This window comes from Mesorhizobium sp. AR10, assembly GCF_024746795.1.
GTDB lineage: Bacteria > Pseudomonadota > Alphaproteobacteria > Rhizobiales > Rhizobiaceae > Mesorhizobium.
Map to the genome: position 1 here is coordinate 118,062 of NZ_CP080524.1, position 21,310 is coordinate 139,371.

At 60.1% G+C, this 21,310-nt stretch carries 17 protein-coding genes and 1 pseudogene; 2 read left to right on the plus strand and 16 right to left on the minus strand.

Going from position 1 to position 21,310, the window contains the following annotated elements; all coding sequences use genetic code 11:
• Positions 1-221: 221 nt before the first annotated feature.
• The 5 genes from LHFGNBLO_RS04110 to LHFGNBLO_RS04130 all read right to left on the minus strand — a co-directional run bounded on the left by LHFGNBLO_RS04110 (position 222) and on the right by LHFGNBLO_RS04130 (position 4,992).
• Positions 222-1,934, minus strand: a complete 1,713-nt coding sequence (locus tag LHFGNBLO_RS04110) for a thiamine pyrophosphate-dependent enzyme (protein WP_258604600.1) — start codon at positions 1,932-1,934, stop codon at positions 222-224.
• A gap of 236 nt (positions 1,935-2,170) precedes the next feature.
• A complete protein-coding gene (locus LHFGNBLO_RS04115; RefSeq protein ID WP_258604601.1) occupies positions 2,171-2,503 on the minus strand; it encodes a nuclear transport factor 2 family protein in 333 nt (110 codons plus the stop codon).
• 518 nt (positions 2,504-3,021) lie between these two features.
• Entirely contained in the window at positions 3,022-3,570 is a 549-nt protein-coding gene (locus LHFGNBLO_RS04120) for a sigma-70 family RNA polymerase sigma factor (protein WP_413774663.1), read from the minus strand.
• Positions 3,558-4,172 (minus strand): helix-turn-helix domain-containing protein, encoded by a 615-nt coding sequence (locus tag LHFGNBLO_RS04125; protein ID WP_258604603.1) that lies wholly within the window; start codon positions 4,170-4,172, stop codon positions 3,558-3,560. The genes LHFGNBLO_RS04120 and LHFGNBLO_RS04125 overlap by 13 nt, the downstream gene beginning before the upstream one ends.
• Positions 4,173-4,353: 181 nt before the next feature.
• Complete coding sequence (locus LHFGNBLO_RS04130; RefSeq protein ID WP_258604605.1) at positions 4,354-4,992, minus strand: response regulator transcription factor; 639 nt, start codon at positions 4,990-4,992, stop codon at positions 4,354-4,356.
• Positions 4,993-5,409: 417 nt separating this feature from the next.
• Here LHFGNBLO_RS04130 and LHFGNBLO_RS04135 point away from each other — a divergent pair, with 417 nt between their 5' ends.
• On the plus strand, positions 5,410-5,733 hold the full coding sequence (locus LHFGNBLO_RS04135; RefSeq protein ID WP_258610036.1) for a response regulator transcription factor: 324 nt from the start codon (positions 5,410-5,412) through the stop codon (positions 5,731-5,733).
• A gap of 28 nt (positions 5,734-5,761) precedes the next feature.
• Here the strand turns inward: LHFGNBLO_RS04135 and LHFGNBLO_RS04140 are convergent.
• The 10 genes and pseudogenes from LHFGNBLO_RS04140 to LHFGNBLO_RS04185 form a co-directional block, all read right to left on the minus strand.
• Positions 5,762-9,982: pseudogene (locus tag LHFGNBLO_RS04140) on the minus strand (PAS domain-containing protein); the annotation flags it as partial.
• 451 nt (positions 9,983-10,433) lie between these two features.
• A complete protein-coding gene (locus LHFGNBLO_RS04145; RefSeq protein ID WP_258604606.1) occupies positions 10,434-12,086 on the minus strand; it encodes a fatty acid--CoA ligase in 1,653 nt (550 codons plus the stop codon).
• A gap of 96 nt (positions 12,087-12,182) precedes the next feature.
• On the minus strand, positions 12,183-13,163 hold the full coding sequence (locus LHFGNBLO_RS04150) for a 3-hydroxyacyl-CoA dehydrogenase NAD-binding domain-containing protein (RefSeq protein ID WP_258604607.1): 981 nt from the start codon (positions 13,161-13,163) through the stop codon (positions 12,183-12,185).
• Positions 13,164-13,165: 2 nt separating this feature from the next.
• Positions 13,166-14,110 carry a 3-hydroxyacyl-CoA dehydrogenase gene (locus LHFGNBLO_RS04155; protein WP_258604608.1) on the minus strand — a complete coding sequence of 315 codons (945 nt, stop codon included), beginning with the start codon at positions 14,108-14,110 and terminating at the stop codon, positions 13,166-13,168.
• A gap of 75 nt (positions 14,111-14,185) precedes the next feature.
• Positions 14,186-14,971: an enoyl-CoA hydratase gene (locus LHFGNBLO_RS04160; RefSeq protein ID WP_258604609.1), complete on the minus strand. Its 786-nt coding sequence runs from the start codon at positions 14,969-14,971 to the stop codon at positions 14,186-14,188.
• A 70-nt stretch (positions 14,972-15,041) separates the two neighbouring features.
• The gene (locus LHFGNBLO_RS04165) at positions 15,042-16,268 is read right to left on the minus strand and encodes a CaiB/BaiF CoA transferase family protein (RefSeq protein WP_258610038.1); all 1,227 of its coding nucleotides are present in this window, start codon (positions 16,266-16,268) and stop codon (positions 15,042-15,044) included.
• A gap of 40 nt (positions 16,269-16,308) precedes the next feature.
• Complete coding sequence (locus tag LHFGNBLO_RS04170; RefSeq protein WP_258604610.1) at positions 16,309-17,112, minus strand: enoyl-CoA hydratase-related protein; 804 nt, start codon at positions 17,110-17,112, stop codon at positions 16,309-16,311.
• 66 nt (positions 17,113-17,178) lie between these two features.
• Positions 17,179-18,399, minus strand: coding sequence for an acyl-CoA dehydrogenase family protein (locus LHFGNBLO_RS04175; RefSeq protein ID WP_258604612.1), 1,221 nt, complete (start codon positions 18,397-18,399; stop codon positions 17,179-17,181).
• A gap of 55 nt (positions 18,400-18,454) precedes the next feature.
• Positions 18,455-18,823 (minus strand): hypothetical protein, encoded by a 369-nt coding sequence (locus tag LHFGNBLO_RS04180; RefSeq protein ID WP_258604614.1) that lies wholly within the window; start codon positions 18,821-18,823, stop codon positions 18,455-18,457.
• 147 nt (positions 18,824-18,970) lie between these two features.
• Positions 18,971-19,681 (minus strand): Crp/Fnr family transcriptional regulator, encoded by a 711-nt coding sequence (locus LHFGNBLO_RS04185; protein ID WP_258604616.1) that lies wholly within the window; start codon positions 19,679-19,681, stop codon positions 18,971-18,973.
• 59 nt (positions 19,682-19,740) lie between these two features.
• On the opposite strand from LHFGNBLO_RS04185, the gene LHFGNBLO_RS04190 reads away from it, so the two are divergent.
• On the plus strand, positions 19,741-19,914 hold the full coding sequence (locus LHFGNBLO_RS04190) for a hypothetical protein (RefSeq protein WP_258604618.1): 174 nt from the start codon (positions 19,741-19,743) through the stop codon (positions 19,912-19,914).
• Here LHFGNBLO_RS04190 and LHFGNBLO_RS04195 read toward each other — a convergent pair.
• Positions 19,892-21,244 (minus strand): NAD(P)/FAD-dependent oxidoreductase, encoded by a 1,353-nt coding sequence (locus LHFGNBLO_RS04195; protein WP_258604620.1) that lies wholly within the window; start codon positions 21,242-21,244, stop codon positions 19,892-19,894. The two genes, LHFGNBLO_RS04190 and LHFGNBLO_RS04195, sit on opposite strands and share 23 nt — an antisense overlap.
• Between the last annotated feature and the right edge of the window lie 66 nt (positions 21,245-21,310).

Here is a 21,310-nt window from a genome sequence, read left to right on the forward strand (position 1 = left end):
AATGGCTGCAGCGACACTTCTGCTTTCGCCTTCAAATAGCTGCGTTCTCGGCTAGAAACCTACCGAGGTATCTCGGGAAGGCGCTTTGCCGCGCTTGTCCCGTTCGGCAGGATGACGATCTGAACGAAGACTGACGTGCAGCTTGGCAAGCCGCTGGCCTGGCAACATCATCGTCTAAAGCCGCCGAGCCGCATTTGCGGCTCCGGCAAGGCAATGCCGGGTTAAAGGAAGTTCTCCCTCACCATTTCCCAGACATCCCCTCCTCGGCCATGCAAAACGGCGCGAGCCGAGTAGAGCGCCATGCCAGCTGCGGGCGCCGCAGCCATGAATGGCGGGACGACCAGTTGCAATGGGCTGACGTGCACGTGCAGCAGTGCTGGTCCCGGTTGGGCAAGCCAGTTTTTGACGCTGCCTTCAAGTTCGTCCGCCTTGGAAACCGTCTGGCCCCAGAGACCCAGCGCTCGCGCAACTTCGGCAAAGTTCGGGTTTTTCAGCTGCGTGAAGGTATCGAGCATCCCCTCGGCCTTCTGCTCGATCTCCACGAAGCCAAGCTTGCCATTGTCGTACACCGCAATCTTGATCGGCAATTGCTCCTGGACCACGGTCATTAGGTCACCGAAAAGCATTGAAAGCCCGCCATCGCCGGCCAGACAGATGACCTGGCGACCTGGCTGAGACTTCTGCAACCCAAGAGCTGACGGCATCCCGCCGGCCATGGTTCCATGCAGCAGACTGGCAAACGTGCGGCGCTGACCATTGGTTTCGATGTAGCGAACAAGCCAGGCGGCCGGTGTGCCATCGTCGGCAGAAAATACCGCGTCCTTCGCGGCATGGCGGTTGATCGCCTCAGTAAGATAGGTTCCAGGAATACACCCGTCGTGACCCGCGATAGCTTTGGTCTTTTCTGATTGCCTGGCTTTCGCGTAGCGCCGCACGTATTGTTCACGGAAGGAGGCGTCGGAGCGCTCCACGAGCTTCGGCAGCAACGCCTCCAGGGTTGCTCTTACGTCGCCGACAACACCCTTTGTAACCGGGTGTCGTCGCCCGAGATGGGTCGGGTCGATGTCGACCTGAATAATCTTCGCCTTGTCGGGATAGAACTGCCGCCAGGCAAAATCGGCACCCAGAAGCAGCAGCGTGTCGCAGTCGAGCAAGGCGTGATAGCCAGCCTCATTGCCAAGCACCCCGGTCATGCCGATATTGTAGGGATTGTCGAACTCGAGGAAGTCTTTCCCGCGCGAGGTATGCGCGATCGGGGCCTTCAGTTTCTCGGCAACAGCCAGGATTTCCTGATGCGCCCCTTGACAGCCGGACCCGCCATAGATGGCAAGGTTCCCGCTTTTGTTGAGTATCCCTGCAATTTCATCGAGATCCCCATCGCTCGGACGAACGACGGGTTCTGAAAGGTGAACTGCGTACGGGATGTCGTCAGCTACCGTTGACGCCGAAACGTCCGCAGGCACGATGAGAACGGCGACACCCCGCTTCGACAAGGCGGTTTGACAGGCGATGACGGTTTTGCGCCGCGCCTGCTCCGGCGTATAGATCATATCGCAGAAGACGCTGCAGCTTTTGTAGATCTGCTTGAAATCGACCTCTTGGATGAAATCGAAGCCCAACTCATCGCGAATGATCTGGCTTGCAATGAGAATGACGGGCGCGCGGTTTCGGTTCGCTTCAAAAATCCCGTTGATGAAATGCAGGCTGCCAGGACCGCAGCTCCCGGCGACGGCCGTCAAGTGACCCGTCAGCTGCGCTTCGGCCTGAGCAGCGAATGCGCCGGCCTCCTCATGTCTCACCGAGACCCACTCGATCTTGCTTCGCTCGAGCGAACGCGCGATCAGATTGAGCGTGTCCCCCACGATGCCGTAACAATGTTCAACGCCTGCGCTCTGCAGCGTTTCAACGATGATGTCTGCTACTTGCCTGCTCATGCCTGGTGAGACTCCTTGGGTCTCAATATGCGGCGTCGCCGATGGCCGATCTTGGTTCGAACTGCGAGGACTTGGAGCGGATTGCTGCAGTGGTTCGGCGAAGACCCCCTTCACCAATTGCGCTTACGGCGCTGAGACGCGCGTGTCCGTCCAGTCGACCATCAGGCTGCGTTCGGCGAACAGCAGGCACCACCCTGTTTCACGAGTTGATCCAAGGTAGCGGATCGAGCCCAGCATCAGAGTCCGCCGAGGCCATTCACAGTGAGGTGATGGGCAATGCAATAGCTCTCGGCGGTCGCGCGGTCGCCGCTCAGGCGAACGATGCTCTGGCCATTGAAATGCGTGGTCGCCTGATACCGGTTCAGATCGGCGAACACCGGGCGAGTGCTTCGCGGCCGTGGATGACATAGCTCGGTTCCGGAGACAGAATGTCCATGAAAACGCGGAACTCGGTGTCTTCGGTGAAAAAGCGCCATCTGGCCCTTGGCGTCGCGCCGGTCGGCGCAATGCGCGTATGCATCAATCAGCTCTCGGATGGAGAGACGGTCGGTCGCCTCCGCCGAAGCCATCGTTGGGGCCACATCCTATCCCTTTCGTCAAGCTCTCGGATCGATCGTGGTCATCCCGGCCGGATCGATCGTGGTCATCCCGGCCACGCCACGCTAACAAATTGCTCGTGGCGCCTAGCTTGCCGAAACCGCTCGGACTGCAACATGGGCGCTTCGAAACGAATGATCTTGGACAGGCCTGCGTTTGCTTGCACGCCACTGCCGAGACACTAACCTGGCTGATTAGCAGACTGGCATCGATCGGGTCCCAAACCTCCGGAGAACCGGCTTCAAATAAGCTTGGTTAGATCGCGGGCACTTTGGACCTCGCCAGTTTGGAGCTCAAGCAGGGCGAGCTTGATCCGGCTCATGAACCTGAGGAATCAGGCAAGCGCCCGCGCGCGGTCGGAAAGTGAGCGATGTGGACGAGGGTCTGGCACTAACCAGGCGAGCCTGCGAATTCACGGTGCTGCTGGACTTAGGACAACCGTGCTCAAAGAGTCCGCAGTGCGGGCGAATCTGCCCGGCGTCGTGCCCAATCAGGATGCGGCCGACTTGGTGCTCACATCCGCTCTTTCCGTCGACACCGTCATCTTGCGACGCGAGACGTCGTCCAGAATCGATCGCAATTCCTCTCTTCCCCCTGCAATTCGCGACGCGAGCGTGCCGAGTGCAATACCAAGCACGTGCGCTGCGTCGGCATAAGAAAGGCCCTCAACAGCGACCAGCGTCAGCGCGGCGCGTCGCTCAGGGGTTATCTGCTGGAGGGCCGACAGCACTTCGGCTGAGGCGATGTTATCGGGCTGCCGCGCCGGAAGGGCGACCGCTTCAATCGTCTCGGGCATCAGCGCCTCGGCATGGACCTGGCGATTGGTGCGACGCACCTGATCGACGAAGAGTTGGTGCAGAATCGTGAACAACCAGCGTCGCGGCGAATCGCCCGATCTCCAGCTCTCGATACGAGACACCGCCATCTCCAAGCAGTCCTGCACCAGGTCGTCCGCCGCTTCGGGGTCGCGCAGCAGCGAGCGCGCATGGCGGCGCAGCCGAGGGACCTCCTCGGTTATTGCCCTCCTCATCGGCGCCACAAGGTCTCGCGCTCGCGCCGCCAGTTGGCCGGGCTTTGGCCATAGGCATGCCTGAAAAGCTTGGACAGATGCGCCTGGTCGGAAAACCCGACGCTGAGAGCGATCTCGCTCAGCGACACTGGACTGGTCAGCATCAGGTGACAGGCTTCCTCGAGCCGCCGCCTCACAATATAGGCGTGTGGCGGTTCTCCGAACGCTTGTTTGAACGAGCGTGAGAAGTGCGCCGTGCTTCGCCGCGCAACAGCGCTGAGGTCACTCGCGTGGATGGTTCGGTGCAGGTTGCTGTCGATGAAGGATCGGACACGCGCAATCTGCCAACCCGCCAGTCCACCTGTTCTGGAACACGTGCCGCCTGAACGGCGCTCGATCTCCAACTGGAGAATGGATGACGCGGCTGCCAGCGATGTTTTTGCGGCCTCCCGGTCGTGCTCGATCTCGCATTTCGCTGCTTCAAGCAGCAACACAAGGCTGTTAGCCAGGGAACCAAACTCGAGATCGATCGGAGGAGAGACGTCTGCAGCCTCGCTGTATGACCTGTCCATATCGAATCCTCGACAAACATTCCGCACCAGCCAGGCGAATTTTCGTGTGCCGGCTCTCACGGAGAGACAAAACACGGTCTCGCCGTGGTGACTTGCAGTGTGATGATTTGAAATGCGGCGATCTATTGCACGCTGGTGGCGCGGAGTAGCGTCATGGTTTCGTTGCGCTGAACTTTGGCTTACACGGGAATAAAGGGAGATCGAATGCGGGTCGGATCACCGCTGCTGGTGCGGCTTCGACTCAGCTGTGTTGCAGCTCTTCGTCGGCTACCAGTTGCAGCTTTTCCGCCATTCGGCTGAGCGCGAGAAGCGAATTGGCCTTCATCTTTCGCATCAGACGGCTGCGGTGCACCTTCACAGTCGCTTCGGCGATGCCGATATCGCCGGCAATCTGTTTGCTGAGACGCCCACGCGCGACCTCGATCATGATCTCGCGCTCCCTGGGGCTCAGCGACGCGAAGCGCTCCCTGATAACAACCAGGGCCTCTTCATTCTCCCGCCGGGCACGATCGCGGGAGAGGCCGAGCTGAATCGCGTCGAGGAGCTCCTGATCGCGGAAAGGCTTGGTCAGGAACTCAATGGCACCTCCCTTCATCGCCTGCACCGACATCGCAATATCGCCATGGCCGGTGATGAAGATGATTGGGATGTCCCGGTTCGCCATGGTGAGGTGACGTTGAAGATCAAGGCCGCTTCGTCCCGGCAATCTGACGTCAAGCACCAGGCAAGTGGGGCCATTCGGCAGATCCGACTCGAGAAACTCGGAGATGGATGCAAACAGCCGAGCCTCCAGGTCGAGCGATCGCAACAGACGCCCGATCGAGGCTCGCAGGGCTGGATCATCGTCGATGACCAGGATGGTGGCGTTCGCGTCCGACATTGCTGCTGCTCACGATCAAAGGGCGGGCAAATGAGCCTTTGTCTCGGCCTGCAAAGTTCGCGTGGCTCCTTTGCTGCAAGTTTAGTCCCGACCGATGGACGTGAACAGTCTCATTCTCCGTCAGGGATACGCGCGGGCGTAAACGAAAGTTTATGTGCTCTGTCATCTGCCCGGTGGGCATCCAGCAGTACAGCTGCAGAATTCGCGTCTTGGCATAAACCAAAGTTTACAAAGACCAGTATTGCTCCAGCATCGTTCTTAGGCGCAGGCTGACCCAAATCGCGTGGCGTGCGGGGGGCGCCGTCGGGGCGCCCGCATCACAGTTCTTGCGCAATCCGGAGCACACCTATGCCGGTGGCGTCGTTGGTCTCAGTCGTCGATGACGATCAGTTCTTTCGCGAATCCATGAGAAGGCTCATGAGATCGCTCGGTTACGACGTTGCGATCTTCCCTTCGGCAGCCGATTTCCTCGCCTCGCCTCGCCTCGGCGAAACCGCCTGCCTGATCGCCGACATCAATATGCCGGCGATGACCGGGCTCGAACTCCATACCCATCTGGTCGAGGCGGGTCACGCGATCCCGACAATCCTCGCTACGGCCTACCCCGACGACCTTGACCAGGCCCGCGCGATGAACGACGGGGTCGTTTGTTACCTTCGTAAGCCGTTTGATGAGCGGCATCTGATACGGTATCTCCGTGAGGCTCTCCAGTTCGGTCAGCCGAGCGGCGAGAATTCGTGAGGTTCCTGCCGGCGCCGGGCAAGGAGAACCGAAATGCGGCCCCACCTGATGCGATCGTTTCTGCCCATAGCTGGCCGCCATGGGCATCGATGATCGAACGGGAAATCGACAGTCCCATCCCTACGCCGTTCGACTTCGTGGTGTAGAACGCTTGGAAAACCCGCTCAAGATGGTCCGGATCGATGCCCGGCCCTGAATCGCACACGGACACGCGAACGTCACCGATCTGGGTTTGCTCGGCGCTGATCAACAACTCGCGCGGCCCCGCCTCGACCGTGCTCATGGCTTCGACAGCGTTCAGGATCAAGTTCAGCACAACTTGTTGAAGTTGAACACGATCTCCCTCGACGGGAACCAGTGCCTCCGCGAGGCCGGTTCGGATCGTGACTCCATTCGTCGTGATAGCGCTTCGCGCCAGGCCGATCACTTCGTCGATCGCCTCGTTCAGGTCGAAACGGGACTTTCGAGGCGGTGCTTTCTTGATGTGATCACGGATACGGTCGATGATCCCTCCGGCCCGGTCGGCATCGTCGACGATGGAGGCGAGCGCTTCGCGGATTTCGTCCAGATCCGGCGGATTTCTGTCCAGAAAGTGTATGGCCGCACGGGCGTTGTTGCGCGCCGCGGCAATCGGTTGTGTGATTTCGTGAGACAGCGAGGCAGCCAGTTCTCCCATAACGCTCACGCGGTTCATGTGGGCGAAATCCGATTGCAGCTGCTCCAATCGTTGCAACGTTCTTTTGCGATCCTCGATATCCGTCAGTAGAACGTACCAGCGCACGATGCGTCCGGAGTCATCGCGAATAGGGACCCCACGATTGTCAAACCATCGATATTCGCCGTCGAGACGATGCAGACGCAGTTCATAGTTGAAAGGAATTCCCGAGGCAGTCGCTCTAGTATAAATTTCAACAATACGGGGAAGGTCCTCAGGATGCACCACTTCGTTTGTCCCCCAGTTTTTCAGCCATTCCAGCGGTTGGCCAAAATACTCCAGAACCTGGCGATTGACGGTCTCGAGGGTACCCTCCGGGGCCAAGACCAAAACGAGACCCGCTATCCCATCAATTGCTGAACGTGCATGTCGTTCGCTTTCAAGCAAAGCCTCCTGCGCGCGCATGATTTCTGTTACGTCCGTGCCAGTGCCGCGATAGCCACGAAATTCTCCATTGGCGTCAAACACCGGCTTGCCGGTGGCCTTCACATGGATGGGCGAGCCGTTGCGGCGAGCGGAGTGATATACGAAGTCACGGAACGGTTTGTGGGAATCGAGGGTTTCTTGGAGAAGCCGCCATTTCCCCGGATCCGTTTCAAGGTCGAGAGCTCCATCCCAGCACGCCGTGCCAATTCGATCAGCGGCGTCTGAACCAAACGCATTCTCGGTCAGCAGCGTGAATTTGTGGTCCGGACCGATTTCCCAGAACCAATCGGAGGCACTTTCGGCGTAGTCTCGGAACTTCGCTTGGCTCTCCCGCAACCCTTCCTCGGCGCGCTTGCGTTCCGTCACGTCGAGCTGCGTGGTGACAATCTCGATAAGTTTCCCGCTGGGGGAGAACATAGGATGGCCAATTGTTTCGAGGTGCTTGACCGTCCCGTCGGGCAGTACAATTCTGTACGCGATCTCGTAGCCTCTTTTCTCGCCCACCGCGCGTTGAACCACAGCGTTCAGCCGGTCGACGTCGAGCGGGTGGACTCGTTTGAATACGGCTTCGCGGCTCGGGACCCCCTCGGCCGGATCAAATCCCCAGATGCGGTAAGTCTCGTCCGATCCGTAGAGAATCTTCGTCTCGTTGTAGGCCGACACACCACTGTGACTCAGCCTCTGCGCTTCAGCCAAATAGGCCTCGCTGCGGCGTAGTTGCTCTTCAGCTTTCTTGCCTTCATCAATGTCGACAGACAGGCCATACCACTGGACTATGTGTCCCTGCCGGTCGCGCAGAGGCTCACCACGCGTATGATGCCAACGACACTCGCCGTCCGCTCGACGGAGACGATGCGTTGTCTGGTACGAAGTTCCGGTCTGAATTGCGTGTTGGAAAGCCCTTACGGTCTCGGGAAAGTCATCGGGGTGCAGGAAGGCCTCCCAGCCGCCATTCTTGAAATCCTCGAATCGCATGCCGGTATAGTGCAACATCTGCTGATTGAGTTGGGTCGGTTCGCCCGCGGGGTTAGTTGACCAAAGCAGACCCGGTACCGTTTCGAAAATCTGACGGAGCCTATATTCGCTTTCTCGCAGAGCTTCCTCAGCCCGCTTGCGCTCTGTCACGTCGATCTGTGTGGCTACAACTTCGACAAGCTCTCCGCTTGCGGACAACACAGGTTCGCCGATCGATTCGATGTGTTTGATCGTTCCATCGGGCAGTACGATTCTGTAGCTGTGCGCGTAGCCTGTTTTCTCGTTGAGCGTGCGCACAGGCCGTGAATGTGCCAGGTCACGGTCGGCGGGGTGAATCCGTTGGGTCACAGCATCGAGGGCCGGAAGACCCAGTGCCGGATCGAACCCCCAGATGCGGTAAGTCTCCTCCGACCAATAGAGGATTTTTGTGGCGGTATAGGCCGACGCGCCGGTATGGCTCAGCTTCTGTGCTTCAGCCAGAAGGGCTTCGCTGCGGCGGAGCCGCTCTTCGGCCTTCTTGGCTTCGTCGATGTCGACCGATATGCCGTACCACTGGACAATGCGTCCTTGTTGGTCGCGCAGAGGCTCACCACGAGCATGATGCCAACGATATTCGCCGTCGGATCGACGTATACGATGCACAGCCTCGTAAGATGTACCAGTCTGGATCGCGTGAGAGAAAGCCTTTGCAGTTTCTGTAATGTCATCCGGATGGAGGAATTGCTGCCAACCAAGACGCACGACATCCTCAAATCGCGCACCGATATAGTCCAAAGCGCTCTGATTGAGTCGAGTTTGTTCACCTTCGGGGCCTAGTGACCAGAGCAAGCTCGGCACCGTCTCAATGATTTGACGGAGGTTGTGTTCGCTATCCCGCAGTGCTTGCTCGGCCCGCTTGCGCTCCGTCACGTCGAGCTGCGCAGAGACGATTTCGAGAAGCTCCCCGCTCGCGGAAAACACGGGCTCGCGGATGGATTCGAGATGCCTGACCGTTCCATCGGGCAGAACAATTCTGAACGCGTTCGAGGAGCCTGTTGGATCGACGAGCACGCGGTCGATGTCCGCACGCATCCTGTCCCGGTCGTCGGGATGAACCCGTTGAAACACGGCTTCGCGATCCGGAATGCCTTGCGCCGGGTCAAACCCCCAGATGCGGTACGCTCCCTCCGACCAATAGAGAACTGCCGAAGCGTTGTAGGCCAAAGCACCGCTGTGACTGAGCCTCTGTGCCGCGGCCAGAATGGCCTCGCTGCGGCGCAGAAGGTCTTCGGCTCGTTTGGCTTCGTCGATGTCGACAGAAAGGCCGTTCCACTGGATGACGTTTCCCTGTTGATCTCGCATAGGTTCGGCACGGGTATGGTGCCAGCGATATGCGCCATCCGACCGACGCAGACGGTGCACAATCTCGTAGGAAGTTACGGTCTGGATTGCCTGCTGGAAAACTTTTGCCGTTTCAGGACGGTCTTCGGGATGTATGAATGCCTCCCAACCACAGCCAATAGTTTCTTCAAATGGCGCGCTGATATAGTCCAGGATGCGCTGGTTGACATAGGACATGTTGCCGTTGGGTTCGGCCAACCAGATGAGCCCTGGCACTGTCTCAAAGATCTGACGGAGCTTGTATTCGCTCTCCCGAACGGCCTCCTCTGCGTTCTTTTGATCGTCAACGTCGATCAGGACGCCGTACCAGCGGAGAACGCGGCCATCGCTGCCCTTCAGTGGTGCTCCACGAACATTGAACCAGCGGTACCGGCCATCCGCTCCGCGAAATCTGCAGACCACATCGTGCGGACTTTCAGTCTCTAGATTTGTGAGCCAGCTCTTGACCTTGAAAGCGACGTCATCTGGGTGGACTCTTTCCGCCCACCCCCAGCCGGCGATTTCGTCCAGCGGGGCGCCAAAATAGTCAAGCACACGCTTGTTGACGTATTCGATGTTGCCCTCAGGCTCGGCCCGCCACACCAGCGTCGGCAGTGTCTCAACAAGCAAACGAAGCTCTTGCACGGCGGCTCCGTCACTGTCCTTTGATACAGGTCGCTCCATGGCCGGACTCCAGATTCGGACCTGCCTGTTGCCGAAGACGGCCATGTCGCAGAGGATCGTGGATGACCCAGCAAAAGGTGGCACGGTCATCTTACCCGCTACGCCGCAAACGGACTATCCCCTCGCCTCATTCGGCCGATTGGCGAAACTTCTGGAGTTTCGCCTCCTCCTCGCGGGCGACACTCTGCAGGCTGGTATTGGCAAATCAAGCGAACGCGTTCGAGAGAGACCTTCGCGTCGCCAATCCATCTTTGTCTGTAATGAGGGGCTTGTTCGAAATGCGGCCAACCATTCATCCACTGCTGGCTTGCGTGTGGTGAGCCTTTTCGAAAGATCGCCTGAAAGACGGTCCTCGGTGTCGGAATATTAGCGGAAGCTTAGCCGGTATGGATGTCTGTCGCTTGCATCTGCGTGCTGCGATTTGGCTGTTTCTGCGCACTCTGCCGCACGCGCAAGGCGGGCCACACAGCCCTTGCCTATCCCGGATTATGGGGCGTGCGGCGCGCTCTGCGCTTCGGCAGCCCTGATGCGCGATTGTCAGTTAGCTTTCGCCGTATTTCTCTCTGAGCTTCTTCTTGTCGAACTTGCCGACGCTTGTCTTGGGCAGCGTATCGACAAACAGGATCTTGTCCGGAATACCGAATTTCGAGATCACGCCGGCATCGGCGAAGATTTTCAGGTGCGCCTTGATCTGCACGTCGCTGACATCGCCGCCCGTGTGGGCGTCCCTGATGACGAGCGCCAGCGGCCGCTCTCCCCATCTGTCGTCCTTGACGCCGATGACAGCGGCTTCCGACACACCCTGGCACTGTGAAAGGAGATCTTCGAGCTGCAGCGACGACACCCATTCGCCGCCGGTTTTGATGACGTCCTTGATCCGGTCGATGATCCTGACGTAGCCGCCAGGCTCGATGACACCGATGTCACCGCTGTGCAGATAACCGCCGGCCCACAACTGCTCGGACGCTTCGGCATTGTCGATATATCCTTGCGTGAGCCACGGTGCCCGCACGACGATCTCACCAGAAGTCTTTCCGTCATGGGGCAGTTCGCTGCCGTCAGTACCGACCACACGGATATCGACCAATGGCGCCGGCATGCCGGCTTTGATTCGGATATCTGTCTCCTTCTCAGGGTCGCCGGTCAGGTCGGCGGATTTCACCTGCGCCAGGCAAAGCAGCGGTGCGCTCTCCGACATTCCGTAGCCGGCATAAACGTCAACGCCAAGCGCCAGCGCCTGTCTGGCAAGCCCCTTCGGCAGTTCGGATCCGCCGATCACCATCTTCAGCCCTGCGAGATCGGTGTTTGCCGCCGTGGCCGCGCCGAGCAGCATTTGCAGGATCGTCGGCACGCCGTGCGTGAAGGTGACGCCTTCGGTCTTGATCAGCTTGAGCAGCAAAGCCGGATCGTAGCGTCCCGGATAGACCTGCTTGACGCCGGACAGCGTCGCTGTCCAAGGAAACCCCCAGGCATGCGCGTGAAACATCGGGGTGATCGGCATGTAGACGTCGTCGCGGCAGAACCGGCCTTGCTTGCCGGCGCTGCCGAGGAAAGCCATTTCGGCCAGGGAATGGAGCACCAGTTGGCGGTGGCTGAAGTAGACACCCTTCGGCGAACCGGTCGTCCCGGTCGTGTAGAAGGTCGTGGCAAGCGTGTTCTCGTCGAAGTCGGGGAAGTCGTAATCGGGCGAGGCCGCAGCCAGCATCTCCTCATATTCGCCGGCGAAGGAAAGCCCCTCTGTCTCAGGCACCGCTCGATCCGACATCAGGATCAGCGCCTTCACTTTGGGGAGTTGCTGCCTGATGCCTTCAAGAACCGGGACGAAGTCGTCATTGACCAGAAGCACCGACGACCCCCCGTGGTCGATCGTATAGGCGAGCTGCTCTGGCGACAGGCGAACATTCACCGTCTGCAAGACAGCCCCCATCATGGGAACGGCAAAGTAGGCCTCCAGGAACCGGTTGCTGTCCCAGTCGAGCACACCAACGATGTCACCGGCGCGCACACCAAGCCTGTCGAGGCTGTACGCCAGCCGCCCGATGCGCTCGCGCAACTGCCGGTAGGTGAATCGCCTGATGTCCCTGTAGACGATCTCCTGATCGGCCGCCTGCATCAGAGGTGTATGCCACAGCTGCTTGATCAGCAGCGGATAGTGATAGGCGGACTTGGTAGCTTGCACTGGTCTCACGGCCATGGCGGCGCCCTCGGATATGTCGCGTCAACGCTTGATGGCGAGGACGCCGGCCAAATGGCTTGATGTTGGCGGGCCTTGCTTCGACCCGCCCCGCTTCTAGGCGACGCGATTGGCTCTTATCGACTGCGCCGCTTCCGCATCCGCCTTGTTTCGCAATTCCAGAAGTCCAAGAAGCACCTCGTCTCGCTCGGCGGCGAGGTCGTCGATCGATCGCGAGCCGACCTCGGCGCGAATGCCGTCGATCAGCTTCTGCTGCAGCTCCGGTGTCAGTTCCGGCGACCCCAGCACCTTCCACCAGGCGGTCATCGGCGCGGTGAATTGCTGCAGAAAATGCTCCATGCCGCCCTGTCCGCCGCCGAGATGGTTGAGCAGGACCTGACCCATGATGCCCCAGCGCAAGCCGGGTCCCCAGCAGACCGCGGTGTCGACGTCGGCGACGCTCACGACGCCTTCGCCAACCAGATAATATACCTCGCGGGCAAGGGCTGCCTGCAGGCGATTGGCGACATGGCCGGGCACTTCCTTGTGCAGGCGGACCGTTTTCTTGCCCAGACCCCTGTAGAATTCCGATGCGCGCCGGATCGTCTCCTCGGACGTCTTGGCGCCGCCGACGATCTCGACCAGCGGGACCAGATGCGGCGGGTTGAAAGGATGCGCGATCACGCAGCGCTCGGGGTGGTTCGGGCAGCCAGACTGGATCTCGCTCATTGTCAGTCCCGACGAGCTCGAGGCGATGATCACATCGGGTGGCAGCAGTTCGTCGAGCTGGCCATACAGCTTTTTCTTGAAGTCGATCCGCTCCGGTCCATTTTCCTGGACGAGGTCGGCGCCCTTGACGGCCTCCGCCATGTCGGCGCTAAAGCTCAGCCGCATTGGCGAGGCGCCCGGCGCAAGCCCCAGCCTGTCGAGCGCGGGCCATGCCGCGTCGACGAAGCGCCGCAATGACGCTTCCGCATTGGGAGCGATATCGGTCGCCACGACATCGAGGCCCTTCGCCAGGAATTGTGCCGCCCAGCTCGCGCCGATGACACCCGTACCGATAATGGCGACCTGAGAGATCTGCTTGCTGCCAGCCATGGTTATTTCTCCTTCGAGGGGATTTCGGCGTAGGCAATGCCGGTGAGGTTACCTTGGGCGAAGAGAAACGCCCGGTTCTTGGTGCCATCGAGCTGTGCGACATAAACGGAGCCGGCAAGGTCGGTGAAGAACATCCGATTGCCTGGAACGTCGAGCGCGATACCGATGCCTTCCATCAGATCGCCGACAAGGAGTTCAGGTCCGTAGCCATTTCTGGCGGGCGCATCGATCGAGGCACGATTGACCGTATTGCCGGCCGGCGGATTGCCGCGATCCGTCCAGTAGAGAAAGCGGCTTTCGAGATCGAGCTCAAGATCGATCGGCTCGGGCAGCTCGTCGAACCATGTTTCGATGTCCGTGCGACTGGCTGCGTCCTCGCCCCTGGGTATGTCTATACCCGCCCGGAAGATGCAGCCGAGCCCGGAATTGTCGGGACCCTTCTGCGTCCAGTAGATTTGTCCACGCACGGGATCGAGCGTGATGCCGACGCACCATTTGGTGGCGTCGCGGCTGTCGTCCTCGCCCTCGCCTGTCTGGACCAGCGTCTCGATGTCGGTGCCGTCGAGATTTGCGCGCATCACCCGCATGCCCTCGCGGTCGCACCAGTAGAGTTTGCCGCTCCGCTTCTCCAGGTGGATCTGCTTGGGTGTGTGGGTGCCACCCGAGGGGACGATGACCTTGCGATTGTCGCCATCAAGGTCGGCGCGTTCGATGGTGCCGTCGTTGAGGTTGGGCACGCCCATATTGGTCCAGTAGATATGGCCGGCCTCGACATCGATCACGATGCCATCAGGAACACGACAGCCGGTGACGATCACCTCCGGGCTGGAGCCGTCCGAATTCATCGCGTGAATGCGACCACCACTCGCCTCAAGAACGAACAGCCGGCCAACGGTGTCCTTACTGCCCGATGTTGATTTCGATTTCGTCGCGGAAGCGTCGTTCATGGATATCTCCTTCACGGCCTAAGGCCTCGATGCCCAAGTGCGGCATCCCTTCACATTCGATCGTCGCTGACTGCTCTACGCGGCCGCTGCAGGTTTCCTGATTTTGGTGAAGTCAGGCGGACGCTTTTCCAGGAAGGCAGTCAGCGCCTCCTTCGCCTCGTCCGAACGAACCTGTACGCTGAATGCCTCGTTCTCGGCCTGCATTGCCGCCCTGAGCTGTTCACGGAAGGAACGCTTCAGAAGTCGCTTGGAGGCTTGCAGCGCGTCAGCCGGTTTTGCAGCCAGCTTTCGCGCCGTTTCGGTCGCCACGGGCAGCAGGTTCTCGTCGGCCACGATCTGCGTGACCAGTCCCAGCTCCTCGGCGCGCCTGGCATCGAATGGCGATCCCAGCAGGATGAGCTCGGCGGCACGAATGTGTCCGATCGTTGCAGGAACGGCGTAGCTCGATCCGAACTCCGGCACCACGGCAAGATTGATGAAGGGCATCTGGAACCTGGCGCTTTCGCCCGCATAGACGAAGTCGCAGTGCAACAGCACGGTGGTTCCGCTGCCGACCGCCGCACCACGCACGGCCGCGACCAGCGGCTTGTCGAAATCGGCCAGCGCATGCATGAGCCGAGACTGGGGAGACTCACCGGCGCCCGGAGGATTGCCCAGAAAGTCCTGGATATCGTTGCCGGCGCTGAATGCGTCGCCTGCGCCGTGCCAGAGCACGGCGCGTACGTCGTCGTCCTTAGCGGCATCGTTGAAGATATCGGCGAGCCGCGTATACATGCTCGATGTCAGCGCGTTCTTCTTCGCGGGACGGTTCAATTCAACGCGAAGTACGCCCTCGGCGCGTTCCGTGATTATGTCATCCATCGTCGTCGATCTCCGTCCGTCCAGAAATTGCTTAAGTTCGGCAAAGCTCGAGCAGCTTTGATGCTTCGTTCTATGCGGCACGTCCTGGGGCCTTCGGAACGGTGCCACCCGTGCGCAGAGCGTCGATCTCTGCAGAGCTGAAGCCGAGCTGCTTAAGGATTTCCTCGCTGTGTTCGCCGAGGTCGGGCGCGCGTCTGGCGGATGCCTTGGCAACGCCATGCACCTGGAGGGGGCTGCTGATCGTAAAATTGAGGTTGCCGCCGGCGCCATCGAGCGGCACGACGACGTCGTTTGCCCTGAGCTGCGGATCCTTGATCACGTCGGCGGGTGCCTGCACGACGCCAAAGGTAAGATGGGAGTGCTCGAAGATTTCGCGCCAGTGGGCCATCGGCTGCGCCGCAAAGGTCTCATCCAGGATCGCGGTGAGCTGTCCTGAATTCGCGGCCTGTTTCGCAGGGTCCGCGAACCGAGCATCCGTCAAGAGATCCGGACGGCCGATCCCGTTGGCCAGAGCCGGCCATTTGTCGGGTGTCAGCACGATCAGGAACCATGTCTCGTCGGCCGCCCGATAGACATTCAACGTCGCATTTGGCGGGTTGGCGCGATCGTGCAACGGGAAGAACGTGGCTTCGGCGAGCGCGGCTTGTGCCATCACTGCAGAAGCCCAAACGCCTGCGGCGAGCAGCGAGGTGGTGACGTACGAACCCTTTCCGGTACGCTCGCGCCGGTAGAGCGCGGTGACGATCGCCGAATAGAGGCTGACCGCTGTCGCATGGTCACCGCTGCCGGTAACCGGAAATGTCGGCGGGGCACCAGCATCTCGTGTCAAGGACAGCAGGCCGCTTCGAGCCCAGTACGCCGTAAGGTCGAATCCTGGCAACTGGGCGTCAGGCCCGTTGTCTCCATAGCCGGTGACGTCCGCATAGATCAGACGCGGATTCCACGGCATTACGTTCTCGTAGCCGAGCTTCAGTTTTTCGCGCGCCGGATGCGGTGTGTTGACGATCAGAACATCCGCCCACACGACCAGCCGCCGCAGAACTTCCCACGCTTCGGGCGACTTAAGATCCAACGCCAATCCGCGTTTGTTGCGATTGTTGAGATGCCAGGGATAATTGTCCTTTGAACGAGGCTGCGGCGGAACCTTGTATCCGATCCGCCACGTGTCGCCGGTTGGCGGCTCGACCTTGATCACGTCGGCGCCGAAGTCGGATAGTATCACCGCAGCGGCTGGCCCCGCGATGAAGCTGGCCAGGTCCACCACCTTCAGTCCGGCGAAAATGTTATCGGTTGCCATATGGGCTGTCCTTTCTGAATTGCCGTGTGCGTCGGTTTGTTCAACGTCCACGAAACTGTGGTGCGCGCTTCTCGAGGAAGGCGGTCGTGCCCTCCTTCTTGTCCTCGGTTGCGGCGCAGAGTCCAAAGTAGGAGGCCTCGAGCAGCAGGCCTTCGCCCTGGCTCGTCTCCATCCCCTTGTTTGCCGCCTCGAGCGCGAACTTGATGGCAATCGGAGCGTTGGCGGCGATCTTGTGCAGGACGGCCTCGGCGCGTGTGATCAGCTCGGCGGCCGGAGCAATCTCGTTGACCAGCCCGATCCGATACGCCTCCTGCGCCGTGATCATCTCGCCCGAGAGGATGAGCTGAAGGGCGCGACCCTTGCCGACGAGCCGGGGCAGTCGCTGCGTTCCGCCACCACCGGGCACCAGGCCCAGTGCGACTTCCGGCTGGCCGAACCGCGCTGTTTCCACCGCGATCCTGATGGTGCAGGCCATCGCCGTCTCACAGCCGCCGCCGAGCGCGAAGCCGTTCACGGCCGCAATCACCGGCTTGCCGAGATTCTCGATGAGATCGAGCACTTGCTGGCCAAAGCGGCTGGACTGTTCAGCCTCGAACGCCGATACCTGCGCGAGCTCGCTGATATCGGCGCCCGCGATGAAGGCCTTGTCGCCCGCACCCGTCAGAATGACGCCGCGTATCGCGGCATCGTCGCGGGCATCCTCGAAGGCCTTTCTCAAATCCGACCATGTCGGCGTATTGAGCGCGTTGAGAACCTTTGGGCGATTTACGGTGACGTAGGCAATGTTGCCCTTTTTCGCATAGAGGACGTTTGCGAGCGCCAGGCCCGCCGTTTCCAAAGCCATGATGAATCTCCAGTTCAGAAGGGGGGGCGAGCCAGGGTGGGGGGAGCGACCCTGGCTCGCCGCTGCTCACACGAATGCACCAAGGCCGGTAATGGCTTTACCGACGATCAGATTCTGCATCTGAAAGGTCCCTTCGTATGAGTAGAGTGCTTCGGCGTCGTTGAAGAAGCGCGCGACATTGTAGTCGGCCACGATGCCGTTGCCGCCAAGCAGTTCACGCCCCCACGCAACCGTCTCGCGTGACTTTGACGTGCAGAACGCCTTGGCCAGTGAGGCGTGGTGGTCGGCGAGCTTGCCTTCGTCATCCATCTGCGCCAGGCGGACCATCAGGCACTGGCACGCGGTCAGGTTGGCGAGCATCTTGGCGAGGATGTCCTGCACCATCTGGAACGAAGCGATCGGCTTGCCGAACTGCAGACGCTCCTGCGTGTACTTCAGTGTTGCTTCGAACGCGCCCATCTGGATACCGGTTGACGCCCAGCCGACCATGTAGCGCGTCATCCGCAGCACCTTGGCGGTATCGCGGAACGAGTTGCCGCCCTGCAGGCGGTTTGCTTCCGGCAAACGGACGTCCTTCAGCGTTATGACACCGTTCTGAACGACCTTGAGCGCGATCTTGTGCTCGATCTTCTCGACGCTGAATCCGGGCGTCGTCTTGTTCTCGACGATGAAGCCCTTCACCTGATTGTCGGCGAGGTCACGCGCCCAGATGATCGAAACGTCGCACCACGTCGCGTTGCCGATCCAGCGCTTCTGGCCGTTGAGCACCCAAGTGTCGCCCTCGCGCTTGGCGGTCGTGGTCAGCCCTCCGCTCGTGCCCGAACCGACCAGCGGCTCGGTCAAGCCGAAACAGCCGATCTTTTCCCAACGCGCCATCGGCGGCAGCCACTTCTGCTTCTGCTCTTCCGAGCCGTCGAGATAGATCGAGCCCATGGCCAGGCCGCTGTGCACGCCGAAGAAGGTGCAGAACGAAGCGTCGACGCGTGCCAACTCCATTGCGACAAAGCCGAACAGCTTCTGGCTGCCGCCGGCGCAGCCGTAGCCCTCGTACCCAAGGCCACCGAGTCCCAGCTCCTTGAACGAAGGCAACAGCTCGAACGGAAACGCGTCGTCGGACCAGTATTTGTTGATAATCGGCTGGACCTTGCCCTCCATGTAGGCCCGCACCTTCTTGACGACCGCCAATTCGTCGGGAGTCAGGAGATCGGCAAGTTGGTAGAAGTCGCTGTTGGGCGCCGGCAAGGGCTTCGCTCGCTTGTCTTCCCTGGTTGCGGTTGCCACTGCCATGCTCGTTCTCCTGCTCGATTGTTCCGATCTCTCGGAATGAAGTGTGTGAGCAGAACTATGGCTTCAGCCGGCGCTTTCTGCTTGGAGAACTCTGCGGCGGGTAGGACGCCTGTGCCCGATCTTGTGACTGGTTTCGAAATGACCGTTGGCACTGTTGCGCTGCGCGGGCGAATGCCTTCTCACGCTCGGTATAGAGATGTTTCGGCTTGTGTTTGCACGCCAGCTCGCAGTCGCAGCCGGGGCCTTCGCGGTCACAAAGCTCGAGGTACTCAGGTTTGTTACCCTCCCCCTCTCCTGACTGAATGAGCGACGCGAGTCTCAGGATGTCGTGCAGCAGATCAGTCAGGCCAATCGCCAGATGGTCGGCGGCTTGCCTGAGCGTCGCTCGATCAAAACCATTGTTAATCGTGGGCTTCTTGGTCATTGCGGTGATCCTGCGATGCAACGCTTTTCAATCGCCTGCAGCAGGAGCTTATCGGCGCCGGTCGTCGCTCGATTTGATTGGAATGCGCCGGCTTGTTTGTTTCGACGGCAAGTCAAGGCGACCAGCTGGGGAGGTCCATCGCCGGCGCTATCGAGGCGCCGACTGTTCCACGACGAGACCGGACACTGCAACGGTGATGTCACGCAGTTTGGCGGCAAGATCCGCACTTACCAGCGTCAGGAGTTTGGCGCGGAGTACCGGCCTGCTAGCCATGAATTCTACAAGTTGCCGCCAGTCCCACTTTACGACGGTCCCATAACCGCGAGCCACGACATCGACCGGACTGGCCAGGCCACTATAGACGCTGACATCGCCGATAAGTTGACCGGGGCGAAATGCCATTCTGGTCCCACTGGCAAATATGGCTTCAAGGTCGCCGGAAATGAGAACAGTCACGTCGGAGATCGGCCGACCCTTTTCGAGGATGACGTCGCCTGGCGAACAGTCGACCCACCGGGCAAGGTTGACCAATTTCAAAAATTCTTTTTTCTCGATGGAAGTGAAGGCGATGCGATAAAGCTGCTCCTCCTTCTCGCTGAGAACGACCGGTCGCCGCTCCAGAGCGGTTGCCACGATGCGAACCGCATTCACGGCCATGAATGCCACGCTCCAAAAAAGTGGCGCCCATAGTGTTTGGTGCTGAAAGTAGTAATACGGGAGGATCACCGCCTCGCCGAAGAATGACAAAATCCGCAGCTTCAGGACGTCGCGAGCTGAGTATGCAACAAGAAACACGATATTCGATAAATTAACCAGACCATCAATTCCGAAAACCTGATTGGTCACAGCCTCATACATGAAAACGTCCTGATGGAAGCCTGGGCAGCTATTTGTAATGACGATCGGCAAGCTCGGGATTGAAGCCGGCTATCGGCGATCCGGGTTATATTGAGCGTGTCGCCGGCGCCGATTTCCGCTCTGCTGTCGTCGCGCATTACCATCCGCGCGACGCCACGCCCGTCAGCGACGCGGTGGCTTCGGGAAATCGCCGCTTCGCGCCAGTCAGATTCATGGCGCTGTGGTTTCCTTGATCGGAACTGTGCCACTTGCGGGTCGAGGCGGTTCAGAGATCAGTCGCGAACTTCGCTGGCCAGTCAGATACGACCACAGCCATTGCGACTGAACCCGCCAACGATTCTGGAGTTGGGGGAGAGCCAACAGGTGAACGAAAGCCCATATGAACCAGGTCAGGAAGCCAGCCGTTTTCAGATGACCGGACTCCAGGATGGCGTAGTTCTTGCCGACGACCGCCATGTTGCCCTTGTCTCGGTACCGAAACGCGCGCTTTGGTTCCTGCCCTCTGATTTTATCGGAGATCAGACGGCCCACATAGCGCCCTTGCTGGATGGCCGCCTGCGCAACGCCGGGCACGGGTCGCCCATCCTGCTGCTGTATGGACGCCGCATCGCCGACCACGAATATGTCTGGTTGACCCGGCACATTGAGGGAAGGCTCGACCAGCGCCCTGCCCGCGCGATCCGCTTTGGCACCAAGCATCTGGACGACCGGCGATGCGGCCATGCCCGCCGTCCACAAAACAGTTGCACTTGGAATTCTTTCGCCTCCCGCGATCACACCCTCTGCGTCGACACTGTCGACCTTAACGCCGAGCAAGACCTTGACGCCGAGCTTGGCAAGGTGTCTGGCGACCTTTTTTGACAGCGACGGAGCGAAGGTCGGGAGAACCCGATCTCCTCCCTCGATCAAGGTGATCGTGCTGGTTGTCGGATCGATCCGCCTGAAATTCCCACGCAGCGTCACCCTCACCATTTGTGCGATCGATGCCGCGAGTTCGACACCGGTGGGTCCGGCGCCGACGAGCACGAAATTCATCTGGCGCGCGCGCTCACTCTCATCCTCGGTTGCCTCGGCCATTTCGAAGGCGCTCAGGATCTTGGTTCGAATCGCCTCGGCGTCGGCGAGAGTCTTGATCCCCGGTGCAAAGGCTGCGAATTCGTCGTGGCCGAAATAGCTCGGGCGCGTACCCGTGGCGACGACGAGGAAATCGAAGCGCACCTTCCGGATGCCGACTCCGGGATAGAGGGCATCGACTGTGCGATGGGGCAGATCGACGCCGACGACGTCGGCTAGCATCACATCCAAATTGGCCTGTTTCGCCTCCAACTGCCGGATCGGCGCCGCTATCTCGGACGGTGCCAGCACAGCGGTCGCCACCTGATAGAGCAACGGCTGGAAGATATGGTGATTGCGGCGGTCGATCAGAACGACGTCCGCATCGGATCTCTTGAGGGACCGTGCCGCTGCCACACCGGCAAAACCGGCACCCAGGATGACGACTCGCGGCCGCCTTGTGTGCGAACCATTGGCGTCAATTTCGGAGGGATCAATTTCGGCCAACATCGCTCATCACCTCATGACTCATGCATCTGGCCGATGTGACGGCCATTCAATGCGATACCTTCCCAA